The sequence below is a fragment of the Microbacterium sp. OR21 genome, assembly GCF_047306785.1.
In the GTDB taxonomy this organism is placed as follows: Bacteria; Actinomycetota; Actinomycetes; order Actinomycetales; family Microbacteriaceae; genus Microbacterium; species Microbacterium esteraromaticum_E.
The window spans coordinates 210027-230864 of record NZ_JAZEXJ010000001.1 but is presented as its reverse complement, the minus strand read 5'-3'; the positions used below and the strand labels follow the sequence as shown (position 1 = coordinate 230864).

Sequence of the window (20838 nt, the reverse complement as noted above, 5' to 3'; positions counted from 1 at the left end):
CATGATTACTCTGATGCCATGACCGACAGCGCCGAGCGCATCGCGACGAACCTTCGCAAAGGAGTGCTCGAGTTCTGCGTGCTCGGCCTGCTCGCCGCCGGCGAGCGGTATGGACTCGACCTGGCATCCGATCTGCAGCGTCGCGGCCTGATCGCCGGGGAAGGCAGTCTGTACCCGCTTCTCGCCCGCATGCGCGAGGGCGGGCTGGTCGATACCCGCACCGAGGCGGTCGGCGGCGGCCGCCCGCGCAGGTACTACACGATCACCACCGCCGGCAGCGACCAGCTGAACACCTTCATCGGGGTCTGGCGTGCGGTCGGCATCGAAGTCGACACCATCATCGAGGGGGCAGCATGAACGTCGAGGACAGATATCTGCGGTCGGTAGAGCGCAGGCTTCGGACCATCGCGCCCGAGCAACGCAGCGCGGTGCTCGACGACCTGCGCGGGCACTTCGCCGACGCGGGCGACGCGGGCCGGTCCGTCGACGAGACGATCCGCGGACTCGGCTCGGCGCAGGAGATCGCGGAGCGCGCCATGGAGGAGTTCGGAGCCGATGCCTCGGCCTCCGACGGTCGCGCCGAGCGTGCCTGGCGCCTGCTGCAGGGAGCGGCCGTTGCGACGGCGATCGGAATCGGGGCGCTCGCGGCGCTCATCACCCCGGTCTACAGCACGCAGACGGAGGGCGGCTCCATCGGCGGAACTCCGCGCACCACGACGCTTATAGAGATGAACGGGGTCTGGGTTCTGCTCGTCGCACTGGTCCCGGCTCTGATCACCGCCGTCCCGCTCGTGCTGCCGCGCGCCGCGCGAGCGGTGGCCGCCCTGGTGTGCAGCGCCGTGCTGACGGTGCTCGCCGTCGTGGGCGGCATCAGTCTGGGCGGGTTCTTCCTGCCCACGGCGTTGCTCTCCTGGGCGGCCGTGATCGTCTGGACGCGCCTGCGCGGATCGGGTTTCACTCGTGCCTGGCGATTCACCGGCGCCGTGCTGACCGCTCTACCTGTCACAGCTCTGCTCAGCGGGGCGTTCGCCGCCGGCGCCTTCTCTCTGCAGCCGGGGGCATGGGGGATCATCGCCGGGGTACTCGTCCTCGCCGCGCTGATCGCGCTCGGACGCCGGTGGGCCGGCTGGCTGCTGGCGGCACTCGGCCTCGCCATCATGATCGTCGCGATCGCCTCCGGCGAGCTGCTGACCCTGATGTTCATCTGGATCGGCGGCTGGTGGCTGACGATCGGCCTGGCACACGCGGTGGCGACACCCCGCCGCCGCTGACGCCGGACGGAGGTCGGCGGGACGGACGGATGTCGGTAGGAACCGGGCATCCGGACCGACATCCGTGAATCCCGCCGACATCCGTCCGGGTCGTCAGGCGCCCGCGAGGGCGCGGCGGTGCGCGATCCGGTGTCCGACCCAGAAGCCGATCGCGATCAGTCCGGCCAGTCCCAGCCCGAGCATCCAGGGCATCATCGACGGCGCCGCTCCCGCGGTGGCCGAGGCGAGCTGCACCGATCCGGCGGCCAGCTTGCCGTTGCCGTCGTTGAGCTTGACGGCGCCGCCCGAGAGCTCGCCGCCGCCGGCCGCGAGCTTCGCGGTGCCCTCGTCGACCGCGGTCGCCCCGTCGGAGATCTGGCCGACGCCCGCGCTGAGGTCGGATGCCCCGGTGCTGAGCTTCGCGGTGCCGGCGGCGAGATCGCCGGCACCGGTCTCGAGCTTCGCGGCACCTGCGCTCAGCGACTGCGCGCCGGTGTTCAGTCGCTCGGCGCCGGTCGACAGCTCGAGCAGGCCCACGGTGAGATCCGCCGCACCCGAGGCGAGCCGAGCCGTGCCGTCGCGCAGGTCGCCCGAACCGGATGCCAGCGCCTGGACGCCGCCGGCGAGGGTGGCCGCACCGGCGGAGAGCCTGGTGTTCCCGGCGTGCAGCTCGGCCGCGCCCGACGCGAGAGTCCCCGCGCCGACCGACAGCTTCGCCGCACCGTCGGAGAGCGCGGTCGTGCCCGCGTGCAGGTCGGATGCCCCGGTCGACAGCGCACCGGCACCTGTCGACAGCTCCCCTGCCCCCGCCGAGACAGCGGCCACGCCGGTCGCGAGCGTGTCAGCACCGCTGGCGAGCTTCGTCGCACCGGCGGCGAGGTCGGCAGCGCCGCTCTTGAGCCCGGTGGTGCCCGGCCAGCCGCGTGCCGCGTCGCCCTCGACCAGGGCGGTGGCGCCGTCTGCGAGCGTGCCGGCACCGGCCGACGCAGCGACCAGTCCCTGCGCGAGAGTCGACGCCGCGGCCGTGGGAGCCGCCATGCCGTGAACCTGCTTCTGCAGGCCTGCCGACAGCTGCGCGAGCTCTGCCAGCCGCGTGTCGCCCGGGGCTGCGGCGGACATCGCGGCGAGCGCGTCGGCGAGCTTCGTCGCGTTACCGGGTGCCGAGGCGGCGAGCCCTCCGAGCAGCTCCGCGCTGGCGGGAGCGGCGAGGGTGCGCACCTGCTCGCTCACGCTGGTCGAGAGCTTGCCGCTGAGCTCGGTCGCGCCGCTGAGCAGCCGCGATGAGATGTCGTGCGCGGCGGCGACGCCGAGCGACAGGGTGCCGGCTCCGGTCGAGAGCGCCGTGGCCCCCGCCGAGACCTCAGCGGCGCCGGCGCTCGCCTGGCCGGCGCCCGCAGCCAGCGTCGACGCGCCGCTCGACAACGCCTGGGCGCCGCCGGCGACCAGCTCAGAGCCCCTCTGCGCGGCATCCGCGCCGCCGGACAGCTGCTGGGCTCCCGCCGAGAGCGCTGCTGCGCCTCCGGCCACCCGCTGCGATCCGTCCGCCGCCGCGTTCGCGCCGGCGGCGAGATCGCCTGCTCCTCCGGCGGCCTTGGCAGCGCCGTCCGCGAGCTTGCGTGCCCCCGCGCTGGCCGAGCCGGCACCTCCGGTCACCTTGAGCGAGCCGGCGTACGCCTTCGAGGCTCCGCCGTCGAGCCGGGCCGCACCATCGGCGGCCGTCGATGCGCCCGCGCTCAGCGAGATCGCACCCTCGGCCAGCGTCAGCGCGCCGGCCGCGGCACTCGTCGCACCGTCGCTGAGCCTGGTCGCGCCGTCACGGGCATCCGCCGCGCCCTCAGCCAGGGCCGAGGTGCCCTCGGCGAGCTCACCCGCGCCATCGGCGAGGGTGCCCGCGCCGGTGGCGAGCTGCGTCGATCCGTCGTGCGCGGCCGACGAGCCGTCGGCCAGCTCGGCGGCGCCGGCGGCAATGCGTCCGGTCGTCGCGAAGTACAGGAAGACCATCGCTGCCAGCAGGATGCTGAGCACGATCACGAAGATGCGCATGCCTATTCCGTGCGCGTGAGGGGTACCACTCGTCATTGAGCACTCCAGGGTCGGGGGGCATCGTCGCCCGGGGCGAGCGTAGGGTCGAAGATGCGCACGCGACCCGCCCCTCTACGGTGACACCAAGTTTCTGATCTCATGAGACTCGGTTTCTGTAGGGTGTCCACAAAATCATCGGATGGTCGTCGCCGGGTGAAGATGGACGTGCCCGAATCCAGCAAGGGAGCTCTCGATGACCCGCGCCGCCACCGCAGCCACCACCACCGTCCGCGAGATGCGCGACTTCCTCTTCGCGCATCGAGACGACTATGACGGCGCGATCGCCGGATTCGCGTGGCCGCGTGTCGAGTCGTTCAACTTCGCCCTCGAGTGGTTCGACGTGATCGCCGATGAGAAGCCCGGCCGTCCCGCTGTGCAGATCGTGTCGGCGGACCTCACGATGCGCAGCTGGACGTACGGCGAGCTCTCGGCGCGCTCGGATCAGGTCGCCTGCTGGCTGCGCGAGCTCGGCATCCGCCGCGGCGATCACCTCATCGTGATGCTGAACAACACCATCGAGCTGTGGGAGATCATGCTCGCGATCACCAAGCTCGGCGCGGTGGCGATCCCCACGTCGACACTGCTGTCGGCATCCGATCTCGCGTACCGGATCACGCACGGCCGCGCCCGCGCGGTGGTAGCCCTGGGCGACCTGGCGGAGCGCGTGTCGAATGCCGCGCAGGCAGCGGGTGCCGGCGTCCTGCGCGTCGCTGTGGGCGAGGCGCCGGATGACTGGCACCACTTCAGCGCCTCGGTCGATGCCGACACCGTCTTCGAGCCGGACGGCCCGACCCCCGCATCCGACACGGCGCTGCTCTACTTCACCAGCGGCACCACCAGCCGTCCGAAGCTCGTGCAGCACACGCACGTCTCGTACCCCGTCGGACACCTGTCGACCATGTGGTGGCTCGGTGTGCGTCCCGACGACGTGCACCTGAACATCTCGTCACCCGGCTGGGGGAAACACGCCTGGTCGAGCTTCTACTCGCCTTTTCTCGCCGAGGCGACGGTGTTCGTCTACAACTACGAGCGCTTCGACGCGAACACGCTCATGCAGGTGATGGACACCCATCACGTGTCTACGTTCTGCGCGCCCCCGACCGTGTGGCGGATGCTGATCCAGGCCGACCTGGCCCAGCTGGCCCACCCGCCGCGCGAGCTCGTGGGCGCGGGAGAGCCGCTGAATCCCGAGGTGATCACGCGGGTGCGCGATGCCTGGGGCTCGACGATCCGCGACGGATTCGGCCAGACCGAGATGACCGCGTGCATCGGCAACTCCCCCGGACAGGTCGTCAAAGACGGCTCGATGGGGCGCCCTCTGCCGGGCTATCCGGTGGTGCTGCTCGACCCCGTCACCGGCGCGCCGACCGAGCGGGAGGGTGAGATCGCACTCGACCTCGCCGAGCGGCCGCTCGGCCTGATGGCCGGCTACTACGACGACCCCGAGAAGACGGCCGAGTCCCGAGCCGGTGGGTATCACCACACCGGCGACATCGCCTCACGGGACGAAGACGGCTATCTCACCTACATCGGGCGCGCCGACGACGTGTTCAAGGCATCGGACTACAAGATCTCGCCGTTCGAGCTCGAATCGGTGCTGCTCGAGCACGAGCTCGTCGTCGAGGCGGCGGTCGTGCCGAGCCCTGACGCGACCAGGCTCGCCGTGCCGAAGGCGTACGTCTGCCTGCGCATCGAGGCGGGCACCGGCACGGACGCCGAGCGGGATGCCGCGGCCGAGATCTTCGCGTTCGCCCGAGAGCGCCTGTCGTCTCACCTGTGGGTGCGCATCATCGAGTTCGTCCCCGAGCTGCCGAAGACCATCTCGGGCAAGATCCGACGCGTGGAGCTGCGCGCGCGGGAGGCCGAGCGCGTCGCATCCGGTGATGCGGCCGGGCAGCAGTTCGATCGCGACCACCGCTAGCCGCTCGCCACGACTCAGGAGGCGACGCGGACGCTCTCGCTGATCGTCCGCGGCGGGACGCCGCGTGCCGGCGTACGCGCCCCGCCGGACCGCGCGACGGTCGGAGTCACTGCTGTGGGGGCCACTGCTGTGGGGGCCACTGCGGGAGCCGGAGCGGTGCGCGCCCTGTGGACGCCGCGCCACAGCATCCGGCCGACGGCACCGAAGACGAATGCCGCCGCGAGCGAGCCGCACGCGATGAGGAACGGCACCCACATCAGAGCGAACGACGCGCACAGGCTGAGCATCGCGCCCACGATCCATACGCCGATGCCGCCGCCCGCGAGCCCGGCCGCTCCGCGCGCGAGCGCGAAGGCGGTCACGAGCGCGCAGGCGACGGCGATCACCGCTCCGGCGATGCCGATCGGCACGAAGACCGATGCCAGCGTGTTGGTCACTGCGAGAGTTGACATTCCCGACCCCCCGGTCATCCGCGCGCCGCCCCCCGGCGTGCATCTGCGACCCAGGTTACGCGGGGAGATCGCCGCTGTGCGTCCGTCAAGGGAACGATTCGGCATCATCCTTCAGGATGACGCGTCAGCGCGGGCGGCGGGTGCGGCGCGGCAGGCGCAGCGCGCTCAGTCGCGGAGCCACCACGGGCACGGGCGCGGTGAACACCGCATCCACCAGGTGCGATCCGTCCCCCGGACCGATCACCGCGATCGGTGTGGTCAAGGTCGTCTCGACGGGTTCGACCGGCATGCGCCCGAATGTCCGATGCGCGGAGACATAGGCCGGCACGAGGATCACGACGGCCCCGATCCACGCCAGCGGGTTGCTCATCGCGACGCCCGCGAAGTCGAACACGGCCCCGAGCGCGACCGCCGCGACCACGCGCGCGACCAGCTCGACCACGCCGGTGACGGTCGGCACGAGCACGCGCCCGACGCCCTGCAGCACACCGCGAAGCACGAACAGCACGCCCAGCGTCGAGTAGGTCACGCCGTTGATGATGAGCATCTGGTGGGCGAGGTCGACGACATCGTCGGCACCGTCTCCGACGAACAGCCGCACGACCGGCTCGCCGAAGCAGATCATGATCGCGCCCAGCACGACCGAGGTGATGACGGCCATCCACAGCGCCTGGATCGTGCCCCGGCGGATGCGGTCGGGCCGGCGTGCCCCGAGGTTCTGCGCGGCGTACATCGACGAGGCCAGCCCGAGCGAGGCCAGGAAGGCGACCGCCAGGCCGTCGATGCGCGATGCGGCGGTGTACGCCGCGACCGCGTCGGCGCCCAGCGTGTTCAGCGCGACCTGCACCGCGAGGGCGCCGATCGCGATGATCGAGGCCTGGAAGCCCATCGGCAGGCCGAGCCGCAGGTGCTCGAGGGCGTCGGCGCGGCTCACCTTCCAGTCATCGCGGTGCACGTGCAGCACGGGCAGCCGGCGCCACAGGTATCCGAGGCAGAGCACCACCGAGATCGCCTGGGCGATCACGGTGGCCATCGCGGCGCCGGCGACACCCCAGCCCAGCGGCCCGACCATCAGGATCACGAGACCGACGTTCAGCCCGCAGGAGATGGTGAGGAAGACCAGTGGCGTCGTCGAGTCTCCGATCGAGCGGATGATCGCCGCGAGGTAGTTGAAGAACATGATCGTGCTGCCGCCGATGAAGGTGACCTGCGTGAAGGTCGTGGCCTCGGCGATCAGCTCGGGGGGCGTCTGCAGCAGCTCCAGGCACGGTCGCGCGATGAGCGGGCCGACGGCCGTGAGGATCACGCTGGTCGCCGCCGTGAGCAGGGTACCGGTGGCGACCGAGCGGCTCACACCGCGGGCATCCCCCGCACCGAACGCCTGCGCGGTGGGGATCGCGAACCCACTGGCGAGCCCCCATGCGAAGCCGATGACGAGGAAGATCAGGCTGCCGGTCGCGCCGACTGCGGCGAGCGAGTCGACGCCCAGCCAGCGACCGACGACGATCGTGTCGACGAACTGGTACAGCTGCTGCACGACGTTGCCGATGAGCAGGGGCACGGAGAAGAGCAGGATTACGCGCCAAGGGCGGCCCGTGATGAGCGTGGTGGCCATGATGAGGATCCGGAAGGGCTGAGGGGTGCCGGCGAAAAGACGGCGGCACCGTGGATCGTCACGGCGCCGCTGCCGACAGTCTATCGAATCGTTTCGACGGCGATGAAGGGCAGACGCGTAATTCTTTCGGATTCGACGCACCAGGGGCTTGCCTGCGGGCGACGTCGTCGGATACTCCGGATGCATGACACGCCTGCGTCGAAGCGATCCGCACTCCCCCGGGATACGGCGTGTGCGCCACGGGCGCGGATACCGCTTCCTCGGCGCCGACGGCGCTGCGATCGACGACCCCGAGATGCTCGAACGGCTGCGCGCACTCGTCGTGCCGCCGGCCTGGACCGACGTGTGGATGTGCCCCTACGCGAACGGCCACATCCTCGCGACGGGGATGGACGCCGCCGGCCGGCGCCAGTACATCTACCACCCCTCGTGGCACGAGCGGATGGCCCGCGAGAAGTTCGACCGCATGCTGCAGCTCGCCGAGGTGCTGCCCGCCGCCCGCGGCGGCGTGACGAGAGACCTGCGCACCGACGGTTTCGGCCGGCCACGACTCCTCGCGGGGGCATTCCGGATGCTCGATTCGGCGCTGCTGCGAGTGGGCTCGGAGCAGTACGCGAAGACGCACGGCAGCATCGGGCTGGTCACCCTGCGCGGTTCGCACGCCCGGGTGCGCGGCGGTCGGGTCGTCGAGCTGCGCTTTCCCGGCAAGAGCGGGCAGCCGTGGGAGTCGGAGGTCGACGACGCGGACCTCGCCGGCCTCATCGCGGGACTGAAGCGCCGCGGCGCACGCTCGCTGCTGCTGAGCTGGCAGGACTCGACGCTGAGCGCCGCTGCCTGGCATCCGCTGCGCGCGGCCGACATCAACGACGACGTGCGACTGCGCACCGGCGGCGACTTCACCGCCAAGGACTTCCGCACGCTGCACGGCACCATCTCGGCCGCTGTCGCGCTGGCCGAGATCGGCACGAAGCCCTCTGCCACCGCGCGCTCCCGCGCCGCAGCCCAGGCGGTGCGTGTCGCGGCATCCGCTCTGGGGAACACTCCCGCTGTCGCTCGCGCGAGCTACATCGACCCACGCGTGTTCGATCTCTACGACCAGGGAGTGGTGGTCGACGCGTCCCGGCGGGTCGAGGGGCAGCTGATCGAACTGCTCGGCTGAGGCTGTCAACCCTGTGTCGGCCGCGGATGCCCGCGCCTAGCGTCGGGGAGACGACGAAGGAGGAGACATGAGCGACGAGACTTCCGCCGAGGAGACCGGCAGCGAGGACAGCCACGACGAGGGTCTGCAGGAGACTGCCACGAGCGGCCGCTCGGGCGGAGGCGACCACCCCAGCCAGGCAGAGGGCGAGGATCCTGACGACCCGTCGGTGCGGCCCGACCCCGACACGGACGGACACCCGTCGCAGGCGGAGGGCGAGGAGTCCGGCACCGCCGCGCAATAGCCGGTTGAGGAGCATGATGGTGGTGTGGTCGACATCCTCTCCGCACTCACCAAGATGCCCGAGCCTCAGTATGTCGAGGTCGGCGACGGCGTCGGTCTCGCGACGTACTCGTGGGGCGACCCCGATGGGCCGCCTGTCGTGCTCGTGCACGGCTTCGCCTCGAGCACGGCCGACACCTGGGTGCACACCGGGTGGGTGCGGATGCTCGAACGCGAGGGCTTCCGCATCCTGGGCATCGATCAGCGCGGCCATGGGATCAGCCAGAAGCCGCACGACGCCGCCGGCTACACGGTTCGAAACCTGGCGCGCGACGTCGAGGCGGTGCTCGACACGTTCCTCGTCGACGAGGCCCTCTACGTCGGCTATTCGCTGGGGGCTCGCGTCGGCTGGCAGGTGGCGCTCGACCTCGCCGACCGCGTGCCGCGGGCCGTTCTCGGCGGGGTGCCGGATGGCATCCCACTCGACCGCCTGGACATCGATCAGGTGCGCCGGTATGCAGACGACGGGACCCCGGTCACCGATCCGGTGACCCAGAACTACATCGCGCTGGCCGAACGGGTGCCGGGCAACGACCTGTACGCGCTGCTCGCTCTGGCGGAGGGGATGCGCGACTCGCGGTCGATCGATCCCGACCCCGCGCACGCTCCCCAGCAGCCGGTGCTGTTCGCGACCGGTGCGCTGGACGCGGTGCTCGACGGCTCACGCCGACTCGCGGAGGCGGTGCCGCAGGCGACGTTCTTCGAGATCCCGGGCCGGCACCACTTCAACGCGCCGGGCGCGAAGACGTTCCGAACGGCTGCGCTGGAGTTCCTGAAGGGCTGACTTCTCAGCGCCCCGCGTCGTTGCGCGACTTCGCGATGAAGGCCCGGATGACGCCGTACACGATCACGGCGACGATCGCCACGACCACGAGCTTGACGATGAACCAAAGCAGCGAGAAGAGCGTGTTGACGATCCAGAAGGCGATGATGACCGCGGCGGCCACGGCGACGATGGTCCAGATCGTGCTCTTTGTCATGCCTCCAGCCTAGAAGACATGCGCGTGCAGCCGTCTAACGTGGGAAGGTGACCTTCGACGGCCCGCTGTCGGCATCCGCGTACGAGCTGCTCGGCGTCGCGGCGAGCGCCGACGACTCCGAGCTGCGCCGCGCCTACCGGACGCGGCTGCGGCAGACGCATCCCGACACGGGCGGGGATGCCGCGCTGTTCGTGCGCGTGCAGCGGGCGTGGGAGCTGATCGGCACACCCGAGGCGCGGGCCCGCTACGACCGCAGCAGCGGGTCGTGGGCGGCGCCGGCGACGTCGGGTCGGCGTTCCGGCACCCGGCCGGGCACCCGCTCGTACGGCACCGCAGGCGCGTGGCATCGGCTGCGCTACCTCGAGCTGCTCACCGAGCACGTCGGCCGTGGCGTCACGGCGCGTGAGGCCGTCGACCCCGCCGTCGTGCGCTCTGCGCCCTGGCAGGCGAGGCGGATGCTCGCCGAGGCCCTCTCCGAGGAGGCCACGGCCTCGACGATCGACGACCTCGGCATCGGCTTCACCGCCTGGCACGATCTGGTCGCGGGGGCGGATGCCGCGCAGAAGCTGTCGCACGCCGTGCTGGGACCTGCCGGGCTGTACGGGCTCACCTCGGAGGACTTCGGCGATGCCGTGCGCTTCCGTCAGGGTGAGGTGATCGGGGCCGCCGTCGGGGGCGAGACTCCCGTCGCGGATCTGCTGGTGCGGGTGCGCGCGATCTCCCGAGCGGCTCGCGTGCGGTTCGCCGGCGCGATCCTGATCCTGCCCGACGAGCAGCTCGACGAGGCGGTCACGGTGCTCGGCTCGGTGCGCGGCGTGCTCGTGGCGGTCGTGCGGCGCAGCGCGCTGCGCACGGTGCTGCGCGGCGGCATCCCGGGGGCCAGGCCGCTCGGCGCGGTCGAGGCCTTCGATGTGCGCACCCGCCTGCCCCAGGCGGCGCGGGTGCTGGTGCCCTGACGGTCTGGCGGCGGTCGGATGCTCGTGCTTTGATGACCGCATGACGATCGCGACCTCCGCAGACGGGACCTCCATCGCGTTCTCTTCTCGAGGCGATGGGCGCACCGTCGTGATCGTGAACGGCGCCCTCTCGACCGCCGCCGATGCCGGCCCCTTGGCCGACGCGCTGGTCGACGCCGGCTTCCGGGCGGTCACCTGGGACCGCCGGTCGCGCGGCGGCAGCGGCGATCGTGCGGGTTCGATGCCGGATGACGAGGTCGCCGACCTGGCGGCGGTGATCGCGGCCGCCGGCGGGTCGGATGCCGTTCTCGGTCACTCCTCCGGCGCAGTGCTGGCGCTGTACGCCGGGGCACAGGGCGTGCCGACGGGCGCGCTGTTCCTCTCGGAGCCGCCGATCGACTTCGACGGCTCGGGATACGGCCCCGACCTCGCCGAGCGCCTGCAGTCGCTCGTCGACGACGGGCGGCCGGCTGAGGCGGTGACGGCGTTCCAGCTCGAGGCGGTGGGGCTGCCCCGCGAGATGGTCGACGCCGGACGGACGAGCGGGATGCTCGACGCCCTCGCCCTGCTCGGTCAGTCGACGGTGTACGACGTGCGTCTCACGTCGCGGTTGCGGCGGCCTGGCCGCGAGCTGCTCGAGGTGGCGCCGCCGGTCACGGTGCTGCGCGGCGCGCAGACCTTCCCGTTCCTGATGGCATCGTCCGACCGGCTGGCATCCGAGAGCCCGGACGCCGAGCTGGTGATCGTGCCGGAGTCGGTCATGCACCGCCCCGATCCGGTCGCGACCGCCCGGGTCGTCGCCGAGCGGATGTGACGGCGTGCGGGGTTACGGTGAGAGCGTGGATGCCACCGACCCGCTGCCCGACCACCCCGCGCCCGACGCCCCGTCGGGCAAGCTCGTGCTGCTGCGACACGGCGAGACCGAATGGTCGCGCACCGGCAGGCACACGGGTCTGACCGACATCCCGCTCACCCCGCACGGCGAGGAGCTCGCTCGTGCTGCGGGCGAGCTGGTGCAGGGGTACGACTTCCGTCTCGTGCTGAGCTCGCCCCTGCAGCGAGCGCGTCGCACAGCCGAGCTGGCGGGGCTGGACGCCGACATCGATCCGCTGCTCGTGGAGTGGGACTACGGCGGGTACGAGGGCCGCACGACGAAGGAGATCCGGGCTGAGCTCGGCTACAACTGGACGACGTTCGCGCACGGAGTCATCCGTGGAGAGACCCCCGGTGAGACCGTCGAGGAGGTCGCGGCGCGGGCATCACGCGTGCTGACGAGGGTGCTGCCCGCGATGGCATCCGGAGACGTCGCCCTCGTCGCGCACGGCCACTACCTGCGCATCCTGACCGCCGTGTTCCTGCGGCAGGCGCCGCGGTTCGCGGCGTCGATCTCGCTGGATGCCGGGTCGGTGTCGGTGCTCGGCTTCGCCCGCGAACAACCGGCGATCCTCGCCTGGAACCACGGGCCGCACCTGCCCATGCAGCCCGCGGAGTCCTGAGAGCGATCGGGTGACCGCATGACGAGCGCACTTCATCACGATGTCATCATCGTCGGGGCGGGACTCGCCGGGTTGCGAGCGGCGGGGGTGCTCGCCACGGCAGGGCTCGATGTGCTGGTGCTCGAGGCCTCCGACGGCGTCGGCGGCAGGGAGCGCACCGACCGCGTCGACGGCTTCCTTCTGGATCGGGGATTCCATGTGCTCAATCCCGCCTACCCCTCGGTGCGTCGCTGGGCGGACACCGGCGCTCTCGGGTTGCAGTCCTTCCCCGCCGGCGTGCAGGTGCGCCGCCGACACCCGGCCGGAGCGAGCACTTCGAGCCTGGTGAGCCTCGCCGATCCGCGCCGGCATCCGCTGTCGATCGCCGAGACCCTGCGGAGCGGGCTGATCGCCCCGTCGGACGTGGTCGCGCTCGCCCGCTGGGCCGCGCCCGCTCTGCTCGCCCCGGCACGACTGCAGCGCCGTGCTGCGGACGGGCACGACCAGCCGGTCAGGCAGGGATGGGATCGCGCAGGACTGCAAGGTCCGCTGCGTGGCGAGGTCGTCGAGCCGTTCCTCAGCGGCGTGCTCGCCGACGGCGACTTCGACACCTCCGACGCCTTCGTGCGGTGGCTGGTGCGCATGTTCCTGCTGGGCACGCCCGGACTGCCCACCCAGGGCATCCAGGCTCTGCCGGCGCAGCTGGCGGCACGGGCCCGCTCTGCGGGTGCCGAGATCCGACTCGAGCAGCGGGTCGACGCTCTGCGCCCGGGGGCGGCAGGGGTGGAGGTCGACGTGGCGGGTGCCGATGCGCTGCACGCGGCGGCCGTCATCGTCGCGGTGGGCGCCGAGCGCCTGACCGGGCTCACCGGACTTCCCGCGCCCGCCACACGGGGCCTGCAGACCTGGTGGTTCACGCCCGACACCGTGCCCTCGGCGTCGGGCATGCTCGCCGTCGACGGGCGCCGACGCGGTCCGATCGTCAACACCGCGGTGATCTCCCACGCCGCCCCGAGCTACGCCCCCGTCGGCCGGCATCTGGTGCAGACCACCTGCCTGCTCGCTCCGAACGTCGTGCCGACGGAGAGCGAGGTGCGGCGCCAGCTCGGCGAGATCTGGGGAACGGATGCCAGGCACTGGCCGCTGCTGCGACGGGACGACATCCGCGATGCGCTGCCGGCCCAGCGCCCGCCGCTGCGGCCCGAGCCGGCGCGCGTGGTCGATCGGCTGTACGTGGCCGGCGACCACCGGCAGAGCGCCTCCATCGACGGGGCTCTGGTGTCGGGTGATCGCGCGGCGCGCATCCTGCTGGCCGACCGCGCCGCCGGCGCGCTGCGGTCAGCGACGCGTCGCTGACCCGTCCCTCAGCGCGCCGGGCCCGACAGCGGGATCACCCGGGGTGCCAGTCCGGCGCCCGCCACCACGAGGGCCCGCGGTGCCGTCAGCGACTGCAGCTGTCGAACGATCGCGTCGGCATCCGCCTCCCCGCCGGGGGTGCGATCATCCGCCGCCTCCCACAGCGTCACCCGTGCTCCGGTCGCCTCGCGGATGTGCTGCGCGAGCGGGTCGGACCCGCGACCGGCGACGAGCACGACACGCTCGACGCGCGGCACACGGCTCACCGGCGGCGCGAGGGCTCGATCGCGGCGCCAGACGACGAAGTGGTAGACGAAGACGAGCACCATGGCGCTGAGCAGCCCGAGCGGCGCGCGGATGCGCTCGATGAGTCCGCCCTCGATGCTCACGTCCCCGGGATCGCCGCCGGAGCCGAGCAGCGTCTCGAACAGGCGGAACCCGATGAGCAGCAGGGTCACCAGCGCCACGACGGCGCTGACACCGAACACGACCACCAGGTAGACGCGGCGGCCGATGTCCCCCGACTCCGCCACGGTCACCGCATGGGCCGGACGCCAGGTCGGCCACCACGTCGCCACGCCCACGGTCAGCGCGCTGAGACCGCCCAGCAGCAGCGTGCGCGGGTCGTCGGAGACAAGGGTGGTGTCCAGACCGGCGAGCAGCGCGTTGACCACCACCCCGAATCCGCTGGCTGCTCCGATGAGTGCCGCGCCGCAGACGGCCAGGCGCGTCGCGACGCGCACGCGCGGCGGCCGTCCGGGCAGCATCCGCAGGTGTCCCACACAGACGATCGCGCCGACGAGGCCGGCTGCCACGGCCGCGCCCAGTGGCGAGAGGATCTCCGCGACAGGGTCGACGTCGAACAGCAGACGCAGCACGGTGTGCAGCACGGTGCCGATCCCGAAGAGCGATGCCGAGGCCGAACCCGACACCACTGTCACCAGCAGCACGAGCGCGAGGGCGTCCCGCGCACGGCTCGCGCGTTCGTGCGCCCAATGCCACCACCACACGAGCATCCCGATAGCCGCCCAGACCAGCGGCTGCAGCACACCGAGATACCACGGTCGGGAATCGAAGAGCACCGGCGCAACCGAGGCCAGCGCCCGCGAGATCAGCGCAGCGAGAGCAGACCCGGCGCAGAACGCTGCGACGATGAGCCCGAACAGCGCCGACAGCTCGGTGCCGAGCGCCGGCAGGCGCGTCGGCACCGTGTCGGGGCTGCGCCGCATCCGTCGGTGCCACATCCACACGCCCGCCCAGACGAGCGCCGCGGCGACCTCGTCGGGCCGCCACTCGCCTTCGACAGCCGAGGTGACGGCGGATGCCGCGAAGATGACCGTGGATGTCAGCGAGGTCAGCGTCATCGCCGCCAGATAGACCGACCACACGAGAGACGCCCGTTCGAGCGGCTCAGCGAGTCGACGCCGCTGCCACCGCCACACGACCAGCGCGAGCGGCGCCCCGACCAGCACGAAGGCGAGCGCCCGGGCGAGCCCCGCGGTGTCGACGACGAGCACCGTGCCGAGTCCGATCACCCGCTCCAGCAGCCCTGCGAGCCCCACAGCGGCGATCGTGACCAGCGCGAACAGCAACGCGAAGACGATGAGGCGCCGCACCACGGCGACGGTCATTGCAGCGCCCCCTCGGCGCAGATCCGGAACTGCCAGGGCATGTTCTCGACCTTCCAGCCACCGTCGACACGCTGCAGGGAGAACACCTCCTGGCTCTGGTACTCGTCAGGGCCGAACAGTCCGCCGCCGACGACCTCCGAGACGATCACCTCCACCCGCGCGGTCGTGTCGCGCACCGTGCGACCCACCAGAGTGATGCGGTAGTCGCCCGTGCCCGCCTCCCATGGCTCGCACTCCGCTGCCGAGTCGGGCGTCAGATAGCCGCGCGCGGCATCGGTGTCTCCCTCCACGACGGCCCGCGCGTACCGCTGCACGACGCCCTCGGGCGAGTCGGCGGGGTACGTCCTGTCGCCTTCGCGGGTGAAGACGGCGATGAGAGCGATGACGATCACGATGACGACGACCGCGATCAACCCCATCATCACCAGATTGAATCGGAGGCCCGGAGAACGCGGACTCACATCCTCGATTTCACTCATGCGCTCATGATGGTGCATGCGAGGCGGGCTGCCTAGCCGCCTCGCATGCGCAGCTGGTGCGCAACGAGGGACTGACGCATATCGTTCCGCGGCCCGTCGCCGTGCGAGTCAGCTCAGCGAAGGTACCGCAGCGTCATCGCGAAAGGACCTCGTCGACGTCTGCGCCGGGCAGCCCGACCGTGACCTGGGTTCCCCACGGGTCGAGGACCACGACAGAACGGCCGTCGTCGGAGAAGGGCAGCCGATGGTGTCGAAGCCGCGATACGAGCGCATCGAGGTCCTCCCGCCCCGGAACGGTGACCGCCACGTCGCCGAGGCCCAGACTGGCCGCTCGCGGGCCTGCGCCACCGCTGTTCCAGGTGTTCATCGCGATGTGGTGATGATAGCCACCCGCCGAGGCGAACAGTGCGCCGGGGTAGCTGCCGACCGTCGTCTCGAACCCGAGCGCATCGATGTAGAAAGCGCGTGCCGTGGGGATGTCGCCGACCTGCAGATGCACGTGACCGACCCTGCCCGCGGCCTGGGCTGCCGTCGCCAGCCTGTTCTCGTCGAGGTGCTGACGCAGGTACGCATTCGGGTCGAGGTACAGAGTGCTCATCTGCAGTTCACCGTACTCGTAACGCCACTCGGAGCGATCGCGGTCGACGTAGAGCTCGAGGCCGTTGCCCTCGGGGTCTGTGAAGTAGAACGCCTCACTTACCAGGTGGTCGCTCGAACCGGTGAACGTGCCGCGATGGTCCTGGGCGGCACGCAGCACGACGGCGGCGAGGTCGGGCGCGTTGTCGAAGAGGAAGGCAGTGTGAAAGAGCCCGGCCTGGCGGGGGTCGACGGGGGGCAGCCCCGGGGTGCTGATCAAGCGCACCATGGGCGTGAGACCACGACCGAGCACGCGATGCACCTCGGCGCCCCGTGCGCGCTCCTCGATCGGCTCCAGGGCGAGGGCATTCGCGTAAAACGATGACATCGTCTCGAGATCCCCGACGCGCAGCGACACGGCGTCCATCTCCGTCATGGGGTCGAGGATGCGATCCGAGACGGGCGTGTGCTCGGTGCGGGAATCGCCGCTGCTCATGCTGCCTCCGTGGGAAGTGTCAGTTGAGTGCACAACCAATGCGATCGACGGTTCATTCCGCCTCATGCCCGTCCGCACCGCCTAGGCTCACGGCATGGCCCTGTTCCGCAGAGATCGACCGACGCGCGTCCAGCTGGACCAGCCGATCATCGAACCGCGCGCGACGCGCGCACCATCAAGCCTGTGGGCCGATGGCTTCGGCCGGCTCGGCATCCGCTCGATCCAGATCCTGGTCGTGGTGGCGGTCGCGGCGGGAATCGTGTTCGTCATCCAGTACCTCACTCTCGTGACCATCCCGCTGGCGATCGCCCTGATCCTGGCGTGCGCCTTCGCGCCCGCGATGAACTGGCTGCGCCGTCACCGTGTGCCGGACCTGCCGGCGACCATGATCACGCTGCTCGCCATCGTCGCCGTGCTGACGGGACTGAGCTGGCTGATCGTATGGGCCGTGCGCAATCAGTGGGACGACCTGTACGCGCAGGCGCAGGAGGGGATCGATCACCTCATCGAGTGGGTGAACACCCTGCCGTTCCAGCTGTTCACCGCCGATCAGCTCGAGGAGTGGACCACGACGCTCACCGACTTCGTGACGAGCGCGCAGTTCGGCTCGGGCGCGCTGGCCGGCGTCGGAGCGGTCGCCAGCTTCGTGACCGGCTTCGTGCTGCTGGTCACGATCCTGTTCTTCTTCCTCAAGGACGGCCCGCAGATGTGGGAGTTCCTGCTGCGCCCCTTCCGCGGCGAGAGCGAGCAGCGCGCGCGGCGGATCGGACACAAGACCGTCGGCGTGCTCGGGTCGTACGTCCGCGGCACCGCGACGGTGGCTCTGGTCGACGCCGTCGGCATCCTGATCGGACTGCTGCTCCTGCAGGTGCCGCTGGCCATTCCGCTCGCCGTTCTGGTGTTCCTGCTGGCGTTCATCCCGATCGTCGGCGCCACCCTGGCCGGTGTGCTGGCCGCTCTCGTCGCCCTGGTCGCGAACGGGTGGGTGAACGCTCTGCTCGTCGTCGGAGTCGTCGTGCTCGTCAACCAGCTCGAGGGCAATCTGCTGCAGCCGTTCCTGATGGGGCGCACGATGAAGCTGCATGCATTCGTCATCCTCGTCGCTCTCGCTGTCGGCACGGCGCTCAGCGGCCTGATCGGTGCGGTGCTGGCGGTGCCGGTCACCGCCGCCGTGTGGGGCATCGTCCAGGTGTGGGACGGCCCCCATCTGCCGGCGCGGTGGGCGCGGCGCAGAACCCGAGAGCCACAGCCGTCCACGAGCACGGCGGTCGAGGTCGCGTGATGAGACGGCCTGAGCCCGACCGCGTCCGTCCCGGCGAGGAGTCGGTCTGGGACTACCCGCGGCCACCGCGCGTCGAACCCGTGCGCGAGCGCATCACCATCCGTCTCGGGGGCGTGCTGATCGCCGACACCACAGATGCCGTCCGAGTGCTCGAGACCAGTCATCCCCCGGTCTACTATCTGCCGATCGGCGCGTTCGCCGACGGCGCCCTCGTCCCGACGGAGGGCTCGTCATTCTGCGAGTTCAAGGGCGCGGCGACCTACTTCGACGTCCACGGCGGCACGCAGGTGGTGCGCAGAGCCGCGTGGACGTACCAGCGGCCCGAACGGGGATACGAGCAGCTCACGAATCGCGTTGCGGTCTACGCCGGCGACATGGATGCCTGCACCGTCGGCGACGAGCAGGTCACGCCGCAGCCGGGACGGTTCTACGGCGGCTGGATCACCTCGCGCATCCGCGGCCCGTTCAAGGGCGCCCCGGGCTCGATGGGGTGGTGAGCGCTCGATTCAGGCGGTGAGCCCCGGCTCGTCGTCGCCGCCGCCGGATGTCGCCGTGAGGATCTCCTCGGCCTCGAGCGTGAGGTCGATCAGACGGGCGAGCAGGCCCGCGAGGGAGGTGGCGCGCAGCAGCTCGAGCTGGTCGATCGGGCCGAGCGGTGCGATCGCAGCGAGCTGCCATGACGACTCCAACGGGTCGTCCGAGATCTCGATGCCCGGATCCCACCGGCTCCCCGTCGTCACCGCGGCGCGGGTGAGCACGCGGCGCACATGCTTCTCGGCCTCGTCGCGCAGCGGAGCGAGCGCCGAGTCCCAGGTGAGATCGGCGACGGGGTGCACCTCGGCGGTCGGGTAGGGCTCATCGTCCCACCAGGCGCCGATCTCGATGCGCTCCTGCCCGACGACGAGCAGCTCGTTGTCATTCTCCCTGGCGGCCACCTCCACGATGCGGGCCATCGTGCCCGTTCGGAACCGGGTGTCCCCTCCCCCCACCTCGGACCCGCGCTCGATGAGCACGACACCGAACGACGGGGACTCGGCTTCGAGGCAGGCACCGAGCATCTTGAGGTAGCGCTCCTCGAACACGCGCAGCGCGAGGGGCGTGTGCGGGAACAGCACGGTCTCGAGCGGGAAGATCGCAGTGGCTGCCATCGCGCCAGTCAACCACTCCGGACCCCTCGCGTCACCCGGTCAGTTGAAGTCGCCTCCGCCACCGCCGAAGTCGCCGGGTGCCATGTCCATGAAGCGCGAGTAGTGACCCTGGAAGGCGACGGTGATCGTCGCGGTGGGGCCGTTGCGGTGCTTCGCGACGATCAGGTCGGCCTCGCCGGGCCGGATGTCCTTGTCGTACGCCGCCTCGCGATGCAGCAGGATCACCATGTCGGCGTCCTGCTCGATCGAGCCGGACTCACGCAGGTCGCTGATCGCGGGCTTCTTGTCGGCGCGCTGCTCTGCGCCACGGTTCAGCTGCGACAGCGCGATCACCGGCACCTGCAGCTCTTTGGCGAGCAGCTTCAGCGCGCGCGAGAACTCCGAGACCTCCTGCTGACGCGACTCGACGCGCTTGCCGCTGGTCATCAGCTGCAGGTAGTCGATCACGACCAGCCGCAGACCCGCCCGCTGCTTGAGTCGGCGGCACTTCGCGCGGATCTCGACCAGGGTCATGTTGGGGCTGTCGTCGATGTAGAGCGGAGCGTCGTTGATGCGACCGCGAGTCGCGGCGACGGTGGTCCAGTCACGGGGGTCGAGCGTTCCCTTGCGCATGTTCTGCAGCGGGATCGCGCCCTCGGCGCTGAGCAGACGCATCGCGATCTCGCTCTTGCCCATCTCGAGCGAGAAGAAGATCGACGGCTCGTTATGGCCGATGGATGCCGCACGGGCGAAGTCCAGAGCGAGCGTCGACTTGCCCATGGCGGGTCGGGCTGCGACGACGATCATCTGTCCGCCGTGCAGACCGTTGGTGAGCTCGTCGAGCTCACGGAACCCGGTCGGGATGCCCGTCATGGTGCCGTCGCGGCCGTTCGCGGCCTCGATCTCCTCGACCGCCGCGTCGACGGCCACCGTGAGCGGCACGTAGTCCTCGGCAGTCTCCGAACCGGTCACCGAGTAGATCTCGGCCTGCGCGTTGTTGACGATGTCGGCGGCGTCGCCCTCGCCGGCGTAGCCCAGCTGGACGATGCGCGTGCCCGCGTCGACGAGGCGACGCAGAATCGCGCGCTCGGAGACGATCCCGGCGTAGTATCCGGCGTTCGCCGCCGTCGGGACGATGGAGGTCAGGGTGTGCAGGTAGTCCGCACCACCCGCTCGGCCCAGCTCACCCGTCTTGATCAGCTCGTCGGTGACGGCGACGACGTCGGTGGGCTCGCCGTGCGAGTACAGCGAGAGGATCGCCTCGAAGATCAGCTCGTGCTTGGGCACGTAGAAGTCGGCGCCCTTGAGCGTCTCGATCACATCGGCGACGGCGTCTTTCGAGAGCAGCATTCCGCCAAGCGCGCTCTGCTCTGCAAGCAGGTCGTGCGGCGGGGTCCGCTCTGGGGCGCGCGTACCGCCCAGGCGCTCATCTGAGATATCTGCGATCGACACCGTGCTCCTCCCGGCCGGCGCGACGAGGTGCCCGTCTCCGGCTCCGACCGGCTGGGTTCGTCGGTCGCAGGCACAAGCAGAACACCCGCCACCGACATCCGGTCTCCCCCAAGCTAGAAGCGCGGTTATCCCCATGCAACTGGCCCTGTGGATAACTCTGTGGAGAGGATGCGGAGAACTCTGGAGTGTCTGTGCAGAAGGGCTGTGGACAACCCGGTGGACAGTCCG

General features: G+C 70.9%; 21 protein-coding genes. 12 read left to right on the top strand and 9 right to left on the bottom strand.

What is annotated here, in order from left to right; all coding sequences use genetic code 11:
• Nucleotides 1–18: 18 nt before the first annotated feature.
• Both V2S04_RS01070 and V2S04_RS01065 read left to right on the top strand, forming a co-directional pair.
• Nucleotides 19–357, top strand: a complete 339-nt coding sequence (locus tag V2S04_RS01070) for a PadR family transcriptional regulator (RefSeq protein WP_413636690.1) — start codon at nt 19–21, stop codon at nt 355–357.
• Complete coding sequence (locus V2S04_RS01065; protein ID WP_413636689.1) at nt 354–1271, top strand: HAAS signaling domain-containing protein; 918 nt, start codon at nt 354–356, stop codon at nt 1269–1271. The genes V2S04_RS01070 and V2S04_RS01065 overlap by 4 nt, the downstream gene beginning before the upstream one ends.
• Before the next feature lie 93 nt (nt 1272–1364).
• Here V2S04_RS01065 and V2S04_RS01060 read toward each other — a convergent pair whose 3' ends face one another.
• On the bottom strand, nt 1365–3293 hold the full coding sequence (locus V2S04_RS01060) for a hypothetical protein (protein ID WP_413636688.1): 1929 nt from the start codon (nt 3291–3293) through the stop codon (nt 1365–1367).
• A gap of 232 nt (nt 3294–3525) precedes the next feature.
• Here V2S04_RS01060 and V2S04_RS01055 point away from each other — a divergent pair, with 232 nt between their 5' ends.
• The gene (locus V2S04_RS01055; protein WP_413636687.1) at nt 3526–5253 is read left to right on the top strand and encodes an AMP-binding protein; all 1728 of its coding nucleotides are present in this window, start codon (nt 3526–3528) and stop codon (nt 5251–5253) included.
• A gap of 14 nt (nt 5254–5267) precedes the next feature.
• On the opposite strand, the gene V2S04_RS01050 is transcribed toward V2S04_RS01055, so the two are convergent.
• The gene (locus tag V2S04_RS01050; RefSeq protein WP_413636686.1) at nt 5268–5705 is read right to left on the bottom strand and encodes a hypothetical protein; all 438 of its coding nucleotides are present in this window, start codon (nt 5703–5705) and stop codon (nt 5268–5270) included.
• Nucleotides 5706–5829: 124 nt separating this feature from the next.
• Nucleotides 5830–7320: an MATE family efflux transporter gene (locus V2S04_RS01045; RefSeq protein WP_413636685.1), complete on the bottom strand. Its 1491-nt coding sequence runs from the start codon at nt 7318–7320 to the stop codon at nt 5830–5832.
• A gap of 184 nt (nt 7321–7504) precedes the next feature.
• Here V2S04_RS01045 and V2S04_RS01040 point away from each other — a divergent pair, with 184 nt between their 5' ends.
• The 3 genes from V2S04_RS01040 (at nt 7505) to V2S04_RS01030 (ending at nt 9584) form a co-directional block, all read left to right on the top strand.
• Entirely contained in the window at nt 7505–8479 is a 975-nt protein-coding gene (locus tag V2S04_RS01040; protein WP_413636684.1) for a DNA topoisomerase IB, read from the top strand.
• A 67-nt stretch (nt 8480–8546) separates the two neighbouring features.
• Complete coding sequence (locus V2S04_RS01035; RefSeq protein WP_413636683.1) at nt 8547–8762, top strand: hypothetical protein; 216 nt, start codon at nt 8547–8549, stop codon at nt 8760–8762.
• Nucleotides 8763–8816: 54 nt separating this feature from the next.
• Nucleotides 8817–9584: an alpha/beta fold hydrolase gene (locus V2S04_RS01030; protein WP_413637269.1), complete on the top strand. Its 768-nt coding sequence runs from the start codon at nt 8817–8819 to the stop codon at nt 9582–9584.
• Nucleotides 9585–9588: 4 nt separating this feature from the next.
• Here V2S04_RS01030 and V2S04_RS01025 read toward each other — a convergent pair whose 3' ends face one another.
• Nucleotides 9589–9780, bottom strand: a complete 192-nt coding sequence (locus V2S04_RS01025) for a hypothetical protein (protein ID WP_413636682.1) — start codon at nt 9778–9780, stop codon at nt 9589–9591.
• 47 nt (nt 9781–9827) lie between these two features.
• On the opposite strand from V2S04_RS01025, the gene V2S04_RS01020 reads away from it, so the two are divergent.
• Genes V2S04_RS01020 through V2S04_RS01005 form a run of 4 tightly spaced genes read left to right on the top strand, consistent with a single transcriptional unit; the run spans nt 9828 to nt 13567 of the window.
• The gene (locus V2S04_RS01020) at nt 9828–10736 is read left to right on the top strand and encodes a J domain-containing protein (RefSeq protein WP_413636681.1); all 909 of its coding nucleotides are present in this window, start codon (nt 9828–9830) and stop codon (nt 10734–10736) included.
• Between the two features lie 40 nt (nt 10737–10776).
• Nucleotides 10777–11550, top strand: a complete 774-nt coding sequence (locus V2S04_RS01015) for an alpha/beta fold hydrolase (RefSeq protein ID WP_413636680.1) — start codon at nt 10777–10779, stop codon at nt 11548–11550.
• Nucleotides 11551–11575: 25 nt separating this feature from the next.
• On the top strand, nt 11576–12232 hold the full coding sequence (locus V2S04_RS01010; protein WP_413636679.1) for a histidine phosphatase family protein: 657 nt from the start codon (nt 11576–11578) through the stop codon (nt 12230–12232).
• Between the two features lie 18 nt (nt 12233–12250).
• Nucleotides 12251–13567, top strand: coding sequence for an FAD-dependent oxidoreductase (locus tag V2S04_RS01005; RefSeq protein ID WP_413636678.1), 1317 nt, complete (start codon nt 12251–12253; stop codon nt 13565–13567).
• Nucleotides 13568–13575: 8 nt separating this feature from the next.
• Here V2S04_RS01005 and V2S04_RS01000 read toward each other — a convergent pair whose 3' ends face one another.
• The 3 genes from V2S04_RS01000 to V2S04_RS00990 form a co-directional block, all read right to left on the bottom strand.
• Entirely contained in the window at nt 13576–15198 is a 1623-nt protein-coding gene (locus V2S04_RS01000) for a DUF5671 domain-containing protein (protein ID WP_413636677.1), read from the bottom strand.
• Nucleotides 15195–15677, bottom strand: a complete 483-nt coding sequence (locus tag V2S04_RS00995; RefSeq protein ID WP_413636676.1) for a hypothetical protein — start codon at nt 15675–15677, stop codon at nt 15195–15197. The genes V2S04_RS01000 and V2S04_RS00995 overlap by 4 nt, the downstream gene beginning before the upstream one ends.
• 133 nt (nt 15678–15810) lie before the next feature.
• Complete coding sequence (locus V2S04_RS00990; protein WP_413636675.1) at nt 15811–16749, bottom strand: VOC family protein; 939 nt, start codon at nt 16747–16749, stop codon at nt 15811–15813.
• A gap of 94 nt (nt 16750–16843) precedes the next feature.
• Between V2S04_RS00990 and V2S04_RS00985 the strand changes: the two genes are divergently transcribed.
• A complete protein-coding gene (locus V2S04_RS00985; RefSeq protein ID WP_413636674.1) occupies nt 16844–18031 on the top strand; it encodes an AI-2E family transporter in 1188 nt (395 codons plus the stop codon).
• The gene (locus tag V2S04_RS00980) at nt 18031–18528 is read left to right on the top strand and encodes a DUF427 domain-containing protein (RefSeq protein ID WP_413636673.1); all 498 of its coding nucleotides are present in this window, start codon (nt 18031–18033) and stop codon (nt 18526–18528) included. The genes V2S04_RS00985 and V2S04_RS00980 overlap by 1 nt, the downstream gene beginning before the upstream one ends.
• A 9-nt stretch (nt 18529–18537) precedes the next feature.
• On the opposite strand, the gene V2S04_RS00975 is transcribed toward V2S04_RS00980, so the two are convergent.
• Nucleotides 18538–19179: an LON peptidase substrate-binding domain-containing protein gene (locus V2S04_RS00975; protein WP_413636672.1), complete on the bottom strand. Its 642-nt coding sequence runs from the start codon at nt 19177–19179 to the stop codon at nt 18538–18540.
• Nucleotides 19180–19218: 39 nt separating this feature from the next.
• Entirely contained in the window at nt 19219–20610 is a 1392-nt protein-coding gene (dnaB, locus tag V2S04_RS00970; RefSeq protein ID WP_413636671.1) for a replicative DNA helicase, read from the bottom strand.
• Nucleotides 20611–20838: the final 228 nt, after the last annotated feature.

What these genes read in the sequence shown, in the direction of transcription:
- V2S04_RS01055 (WP_413636687.1), top strand. Translation starts at nt 3,526, where the DNA reads ATGACCCGCGCCGCCACCGCAGCCACCACCACCGTCCGCGAGATGCGC.
- V2S04_RS01065 (WP_413636689.1), top strand. Translation starts at nt 354, where the DNA reads ATGAACGTCGAGGACAGATATCTGCGGTCGGTAGAGCGCAGGCTTCGG.
- V2S04_RS01030 (WP_413637269.1), top strand. Translation starts at nt 8,817, where the DNA reads ATGCCCGAGCCTCAGTATGTCGAGGTCGGCGACGGCGTCGGTCTCGCG.
- V2S04_RS01050 (WP_413636686.1), bottom strand. Translation starts at nt 5,705, where the DNA reads ATGTCAACTCTCGCAGTGACCAACACGCTGGCATCGGTCTTCGTGCCG.
- V2S04_RS00980 (WP_413636673.1), top strand. Translation starts at nt 18,031, where the DNA reads ATGAGACGGCCTGAGCCCGACCGCGTCCGTCCCGGCGAGGAGTCGGTC.
- V2S04_RS00975 (WP_413636672.1), bottom strand. Translation starts at nt 19,179, where the DNA reads ATGGCAGCCACTGCGATCTTCCCGCTCGAGACCGTGCTGTTCCCGCAC.
- V2S04_RS00995 (WP_413636676.1), bottom strand. Translation starts at nt 15,677, where the DNA reads ATGAGTGAAATCGAGGATGTGAGTCCGCGTTCTCCGGGCCTCCGATTC.
- V2S04_RS01070 (WP_413636690.1), top strand. Translation starts at nt 19, where the DNA reads ATGACCGACAGCGCCGAGCGCATCGCGACGAACCTTCGCAAAGGAGTG.
- V2S04_RS01000 (WP_413636677.1), bottom strand. Translation starts at nt 15,198, where the DNA reads ATGACCGTCGCCGTGGTGCGGCGCCTCATCGTCTTCGCGTTGCTGTTC.
- V2S04_RS00990 (WP_413636675.1), bottom strand. Translation starts at nt 16,749, where the DNA reads ATGAGCAGCGGCGATTCCCGCACCGAGCACACGCCCGTCTCGGATCGC.
- V2S04_RS01060 (WP_413636688.1), bottom strand. Translation starts at nt 3,293, where the DNA reads ATGCGCATCTTCGTGATCGTGCTCAGCATCCTGCTGGCAGCGATGGTC.
- V2S04_RS01045 (WP_413636685.1), bottom strand. Translation starts at nt 7,320, where the DNA reads ATGGCCACCACGCTCATCACGGGCCGCCCTTGGCGCGTAATCCTGCTC.
- V2S04_RS01040 (WP_413636684.1), top strand. Translation starts at nt 7,505, where the DNA reads ATGACACGCCTGCGTCGAAGCGATCCGCACTCCCCCGGGATACGGCGT.
- V2S04_RS01025 (WP_413636682.1), bottom strand. Translation starts at nt 9,780, where the DNA reads ATGACAAAGAGCACGATCTGGACCATCGTCGCCGTGGCCGCCGCGGTC.
- V2S04_RS01015 (WP_413636680.1), top strand. Translation starts at nt 10,777, where the DNA reads ATGACGATCGCGACCTCCGCAGACGGGACCTCCATCGCGTTCTCTTCT.
- V2S04_RS00985 (WP_413636674.1), top strand. Translation starts at nt 16,844, where the DNA reads ATGGCCCTGTTCCGCAGAGATCGACCGACGCGCGTCCAGCTGGACCAG.
- V2S04_RS01005 (WP_413636678.1), top strand. Translation starts at nt 12,251, where the DNA reads ATGACGAGCGCACTTCATCACGATGTCATCATCGTCGGGGCGGGACTC.
- V2S04_RS01035 (WP_413636683.1), top strand. Translation starts at nt 8,547, where the DNA reads ATGAGCGACGAGACTTCCGCCGAGGAGACCGGCAGCGAGGACAGCCAC.